General features: G+C 58.6%; 5 protein-coding genes. 4 read left to right on the top strand and 1 reads right to left on the bottom strand.

Features of this window, described 5'->3' with window-relative positions; translation table 11 throughout:
• Positions 1-313: 313 nt before the first annotated feature.
• Positions 314-559 (bottom strand): SymE family type I addiction module toxin, encoded by a 246-nt coding sequence (locus DIE02_RS34240; RefSeq protein ID WP_081071593.1) that lies wholly within the window; start codon positions 557-559, stop codon positions 314-316.
• 573 nt (positions 560-1,132) lie between these two features.
• Here DIE02_RS34240 and DIE02_RS34235 point away from each other — a divergent pair.
• From DIE02_RS34235 to DIE02_RS34220, 4 genes are all read left to right on the top strand, one after another.
• The gene (locus DIE02_RS34235) at positions 1,133-1,576 is read left to right on the top strand and encodes a hypothetical protein (protein ID WP_081056987.1); all 444 of its coding nucleotides are present in this window, start codon (positions 1,133-1,135) and stop codon (positions 1,574-1,576) included.
• Positions 1,577-1,694: 118 nt separating this feature from the next.
• Positions 1,695-3,308 (top strand): recombinase family protein, encoded by a 1,614-nt coding sequence (locus tag DIE02_RS34230; RefSeq protein ID WP_124260254.1) that lies wholly within the window; start codon positions 1,695-1,697, stop codon positions 3,306-3,308.
• The gene (locus tag DIE02_RS34225) at positions 3,305-4,207 is read left to right on the top strand and encodes a ParB/RepB/Spo0J family partition protein (protein WP_027783079.1); all 903 of its coding nucleotides are present in this window, start codon (positions 3,305-3,307) and stop codon (positions 4,205-4,207) included. The genes DIE02_RS34230 and DIE02_RS34225 overlap by 4 nt, the downstream gene beginning before the upstream one ends.
• Positions 4,204-5,106, top strand: coding sequence for a plasmid partitioning protein RepB C-terminal domain-containing protein (locus DIE02_RS34220; RefSeq protein WP_124530286.1), 903 nt, complete (start codon positions 4,204-4,206; stop codon positions 5,104-5,106). Before DIE02_RS34225 ends, DIE02_RS34220 begins: the two co-directional genes overlap by 4 nt.
• The last annotated feature ends 915 nt before the right edge of the window (positions 5,107-6,021 follow it).

Raw genomic sequence — 6,021 nt, 5'->3', positions numbered from 1 at the left:
GACCGTGAAACGACTCTACGCCGATGATAGTGCGGATTCCCGTGTGAAAGTAGGTAATCGTCAGGCTCCCTAAGCCAGAAACCCCCGCCCGAAAGGCGGGGGTTTTTGCATTGGCGCGGCGGAAATGCGCGGTGCGCCTGGCGTGGGTTGCAGCTCGCGCTGAAAGGCTACATGGCAGCGGGCCTGAGTGGCCGGCCCGCTGCGATTGCAGCACAATCGTCGCTTGTCACAGTTACTAACGGTGCGGAGTATCGGGCACCGAGCTACCTAGACGGATGGTGACTTGCGACGCCCACCATGGGCAATGCGACGATCACATCGGCGTGATGATGAGTCGCTGGTGCTCGACAGTAATCCGGACGCGTTCTCCCGCCTCGAATCCCGCATCCTCAAGCCATACTCCAGCCAATTTGATCCACGGGTAATACGTCGTGTTCAGTTTCCGGTGTGCTCTGATGGCACGGAGGACTCTAGACAAGGAGTGATGGCGTGCTGACTCTTGAATCTTGACGAAGCGTTCCGTTACGACGGGGCGTGACTTATGATTGGCGTTAGCCATTTCCGACTCCTATGCTGAGTTGGTTGTGGTCAGCGGGTCGTATGGGTGACTTAGCGAACGGCCTCGGGATTGCACAGATGATCGTTGCCGCGAATGAGAGAACGAAGGCTTCCTAAACCGCCGCAGCCCTCATTCTCCCGGCTCTGGCGCTAGCCATACGCCGTCATTGAGCTATCGGAGCGCACCCATCGATAAATGTCTCAACGGATGCCTCCCAAAATCTCACCTTATGGCTCCTGCCGTAGGGCGACTTAGTTGATGAGACGCCGCACACTAAAAATCAACGACTTACGAAGAACCCCGCCACAAGCACTTTGTCGAGACGACGGAGTTGTTGCGACTGGTCTACTTCCACGCCAAAGTAGTAGCGCTTGGGTGCGACCCCAATAACCCGTGAGCTCTATGAGCGGCTCGTGCGACCCTCGGAAGGTCCAGGCCTAGAAAAAGCTCAAGAGCGGCTCCTAGAGCGGGAAAATCTGCGAGGGTGGGACGCCGCGTCCCGCGAGCTGGCTTCAATTGACCCTGGCCCCGAACACGGCCGGCCCCACTGCGATTCCTCTGTGGAGCACGGCCATGAAATCGGATCGGATCTGTGCCGCCTGCGGCACACCCTTCACTCCGCTCTTACACATCCCGCATCAACGCTTCTGCTCGGCCAAGGCGTGCCAGCGTGCTCGCCGGCGTGCATGGCAGCACCAGCGCATGCGAGTCGATCCCGACTATCGCGAGAATCAGATCCGCGCCCAGGCCAGCTGGCGGGCCCGACATCCTGACTACTGGCGGCACTACCGCGAGACGCACCCGGCCTATCGCGATCGCAATTGCGCGATGCAGCGACGACGAAATGCGCGGCGCACTGCTAGTGCTGTTGCAAACATGGACGTGTGGCCGGCCCATCGCCCGCTGGCATCTGGGTTTTATATCCTGCGCAACGCGGTTGAGGCCGGCGTTGCAAAGATGAACGCGTGGACGGTGCACATCGCCGTGCTATCTGAGCCCAGGCCCGTTCCGGCGTGATTGCAAAGAGATGACGTGTACGACAAGGGTCTATGGCCTGCTACCTTGGCTGTGTACTCGCTCGCATTCGACGTCATTGCAAGGCGCGACGCGTTCGCCGATACAAATCCCCTAGTTGATGTCGGGGATGGCGCAGCGAGGGGCGGTTGCCAGTGGGAGCTGGATCGTGGACCTCGATTGCACATGCGAATCCGTTGACGAGCAGGCCTGCAGGATGCGGGCTGCTGAATACGTTCGGATGTCGACGGAGCATCAGCAATACTCGACGGAGAATCAGCGTGATCGCATTCGCGACTACGCTGCTCGTCGCGATCTCGAGATCGTGCGGACCTACGCCGACGAGGGCAAAAGTGGTTTGCGAATCGACGGGCGCCAAGCGCTGCAGCAGCTGATCCGGGACGTGGAAACCGGCATGGCCGATTTCCAGGTGATCCTCGTCTACGACGTAAGCCGTTGGGGACGATTCCAGGATGCAGACGAAAGTGCCTATTACGAGTACATCTGCCGGCGCGCTGGCATCCAGGTCGCCTATTGCGCCGAGCAGTTCGAGAACGACGGCTCGCCAGTTTCGACGATCGTCAAAGGCGTGAAGCGCGCGATGGCCGGTGAGTACAGCCGCGAGTTGTCAGCGAAGGTCTTCGCTGGCCAATGCCGGTTGATCGAGTTGGGTTTCCGGCAAGGCGGCCCGGCAGGCTATGCGTTACGCCGGATCCTAGTCGACGAGCATGGCCTCATGAAGGGGGAATTGCAACGCGGCCAACACAAGTGCCTGCAGACGGACCGCGTTATTCTGATGCCGGGCCCGGATAGTGAGGTGCGTATCGTCAACCTCATCTACAGCTGGTTCATCAATGAGTCACTCAATGAGCACGAGATCGCCGCACGCCTGAACGGCATGAACGTTCAGACGGACCTTGGGCGACCCTGGACTCGGGCAACGATTCGGGAGGTGCTGACCAACGAAAAGTACATCGGCAACAACGTCTACAACCGCGTGTCGTTCAAGCTGAAGAAATCTCGTGTCACGAATCCGTCGGAGATGTGGATACGCAAGGAGGGTGCGTTCGAACCCATCGTGCCGAGCGAAACGTTCTATACCGCGCAGGGCATCATGCGGGCGCGCGCCCGGCGCTACTCGAGCGAGGAGCTTATCGAGCGTCTGCGAAACCTGTACCGAAGCAGAGGCTTTCTATCGGGCGTTGTGATCGACGAAACGGAGGGCATGCCGTCCACCTCGGTGTATGTGTATCGCTTCGGTAGCTTGATTCGTGCGTATCAGACGGTTGGCTTCACGCCAGGACGTGACTATCGTTATATCGAAACGAATCGCTTCATTCGGCAACTGCACCCAGAGATCGTTGCCGAGACCGAAAAGAAGATCGCGGATCTCGGCGGATCGGTATCGCGTGATCCGGCGACGGACCTGTTGACCGTGAATCGGGAGTTCACTGCCTGCATCGTGCTGTCACGGTGTCAGGTGCGCAACAGCGGCCGTAACCGCTGGAAGATCCGGTTCGACACGAGCCTGCTGCCGGATATCACCGTTGCAGTCAGGTTGGACCAGAGCAACTCGACGGCGCTCGACTACTACCTGCTGCCGCACATCGATTTTTGGCAGCCTCGTATCAGCCTCGCGGACTGGAATCCGATCGAGTTCGAGAGTTATCGCTTCGACACGCTGGACTACTTATACGGTATGGCACAGCGAGCTCGGCTGAGGAGAAGAGCATGACTCAGCGTGAACAGCCCGGTGAGGTTCGGATGATCCCCATCAGCCAGATCGAGGTGATCAATCCTCGCGAGCGCAATGGTCGAGTTTTCGACGAAATCGTCAGCAACATCAAGACGATCGGCCTGAAGAAACCGATCCTGGTCACGCCACGGGCAACGGCAAGTGGCGTGGAGAAGTATCTGCTCGTGTGTGGCGAGGGGCGGCTGAAGGCGTTCCGATCGCTCGGAGAAACGACGATACCAGCGCTGGTGGTGAGCGTGAGCGACGAAGACGCGTTCATCATGAGCCTGACGGAGAACATCGCGAGACGACAGTGCCGACCGCTCGAACTGCTCGCCGGCATACGCGAACTGCAGGAACGCGGATACGCCCCGAAGGCGATCGCCGAGAAGACGGGCCTCACACAGCACTACGTGCAGGGAATCCTGACGCTGCTGCATCAGGGCGAGGAGCGACTTGTGATCGCGGTGGAGAAAGGCCGAATCCCGCTGAACGCAGCGTTATCGATTGTTGGTGCCGGCGACGACGATGAGGCGATCCAGGCCGCACTGCAGGAGGCATATGAATCGGGGAGATTGCGTGGGCGCCAGCTGATGGACGCTCGGCGCGTCATCGAGCGGAGGAAAGCGCTCGGCCGCACGGCGAATCGAAACATGACGCGCAAGGTGATGGACGTGACCACATCGAGCCTCGTTCGAACGTATCAGCATGAAGTCGAGCGGCAGAAAACGATGGTGCGGAAGGCCGAGTTTACGCAGCAGCGGTTGCTGTTCGTCGTCGGCGCCCTCAGGCAGCTATTTGCGGATGAGAACTTCGTCAACCTGCTGCGCGCTGAGGAACTGGCGACGTTGCCGAAGTATCTGGCAGAACGTGTATGGCCGAGCGGGAGTCCAGCATGACCGGCGTAGCACTTGGGTTCATTCCGGAACCACTCTCTGTTCCGATCACGAGCATCCTGCCATCACGGCGCACGCCTGCCGGCATGATGAACTCGCGAAAGTTCAAGCAGATCAGAAGCTCCATCGAAGAGGTGGGCTTAATCGAGCCGCTTTCGGTGACGCCGGTCGACCAGGCGTCGGGCAACCACGTCCTGCTCGATGGCCATCTGCGACTGATCGCGTTGCAGGAGCTCCAGTACAACACCGTGTCGTGCCTCGTTGCTACGGACGATGAGAGCTACACGTACAACAACCGCGTCAATCGACTATCGACTATCCAGGAGCATTTCATGATTCGCCGGGCAGTTGAACGAGGGGTGTCCCCGGAGCGACTCGCGAAGGCACTGTCCGTAGATGTGTCGCAGATCATCAAGAGGATGGCATTGCTGGACGGGATTTGCGCTGAAGCGACCGAACTCCTGAAGGACCGGCAGTTTTCGCCGGAGCTCGCGCGAGCTCTACGCAAGATGAAACCGACGCGGCAGGTTGAGTGCGTCGAACTGATGGTGGCAGCGAACAACCTGTCCGTGTCTTATGCGGAAGCGTTACTTGTTGCGACACCGGCTTCTCGGCTGGTCGAAGGGAAGAAACCGAGGAAGCTTGCCGGCGTGAGCCCAGAGCAAATGGCGAAGATGGAACGGGAGATGAGCAATCTGCAGGGACAGTACAAGGTGGTCGAGCAGACTTATGGACAGGACGTGCTCAACCTCGTGCTCGCAAAGGGCTATCTTGGGAGGCTGCTTGAGAACGAGTCGGTGCGCCAGTACTTGCAAGCGCAACAGGCGGATTTGCTTTGCGAACTGCAGGCCGTCGTCGATACGATTGCCTTAGAGCAGCCGACCCTCGAACCGACTGCCTGAGCTCATGCAGCTTGACGACGCATTGTTTCGAAAATCGGCCTGCTGATCGGAAAAATTGCGCGATCCAAAATTCGTATGTTGAGACGTTGCGAATTCGTCTAAAGAATTTTACCTTTATGTCGTTATGCGCTTAAAGGGGCTCACTGCGTTTTGCAGTCGAGTGGTTTTATAGCCTAGATCGTGAAAATAATGAGCAATATGACTTGTACTCACTGCCGCACTGGGGTTCCGCGCGGCGCGACGGTTTGCACGGGGTGTCAGGCTGAAGTTGAGTATGGACCGGCAAGAGGGCTTTTCGGCGCGGCACTGCTTGCTGCCGCATTCGCGGGCTATCAAGCGCATCGGCATCTGCCCGAGTCCATGTCAGTAGGCGGCTGGGTTACAGGTGCAGTGGTGTTTGTCGGGCTTAGCCTGCTCATACAGAAGATGTTTGGCGATCGCGTCGTGTTTAAGCGCGTGTACAAGACCCGTCGATAGCTGTAGAGCATCACCAGCTCTCAGTCGGCCGCGCATCGCGAGGCTGGTCAAATGCGCCCGTGCTGGCTTGGAATGAACGCCGCCTCTAACTACTGCCGGCAAGTAGACCGAGCGCCTCACGAAGTAGCGCTATCGACATTTCGATCTGCGAGGCGGATGCCTCGTTTCGTCCTGCGAGCGATAAATACGCTTCGTGAACTGCATTCGAATGTTTGGCCAGGGCTACCAGATGTGGGCCGCTTGGTCCCCGAACCGCAGAGAGCCAGTTCTGTACGGTGCGCTCGCTAGCGCCCGTCCACCGCGTCAGTGTTTTTATCGCACGCCGTGAACCTCCCACTTCTCCTTTGAGCGCAAGGGCGATGACGAGTGGGTATTCGCTTCCCACCTTTGATGTCTCGTTGTCGCGCAACTTCTTGCTTGTTTTCGGCAACATTTTTC

It is taken from the genome of Burkholderia sp. Bp8991, from assembly GCF_003853795.1.
Classification (GTDB): domain Bacteria; phylum Pseudomonadota; class Gammaproteobacteria; order Burkholderiales; family Burkholderiaceae; genus Burkholderia.
Note: the sequence above shows the minus strand (reverse complement) of the source record. Positions and strands in the feature narration are given on the sequence as shown.

Excerpts from the sequence above, each read along its gene's own strand:
- DIE02_RS34240 (WP_081071593.1), bottom strand. The coding sequence starts at position 559 with ATGGCTAACGCCAATCATAAGTCACGCCCCGTCGTAACGGAACGCTTC.
- DIE02_RS34235 (WP_081056987.1), top strand. The coding sequence starts at position 1,133 with ATGAAATCGGATCGGATCTGTGCCGCCTGCGGCACACCCTTCACTCCG.
- DIE02_RS34230 (WP_124260254.1), top strand. The coding sequence starts at position 1,695 with ATGTCGGGGATGGCGCAGCGAGGGGCGGTTGCCAGTGGGAGCTGGATC.
- DIE02_RS34225 (WP_027783079.1), top strand. The coding sequence starts at position 3,305 with ATGACTCAGCGTGAACAGCCCGGTGAGGTTCGGATGATCCCCATCAGC.
- DIE02_RS34220 (WP_124530286.1), top strand. The coding sequence starts at position 4,204 with ATGACCGGCGTAGCACTTGGGTTCATTCCGGAACCACTCTCTGTTCCG.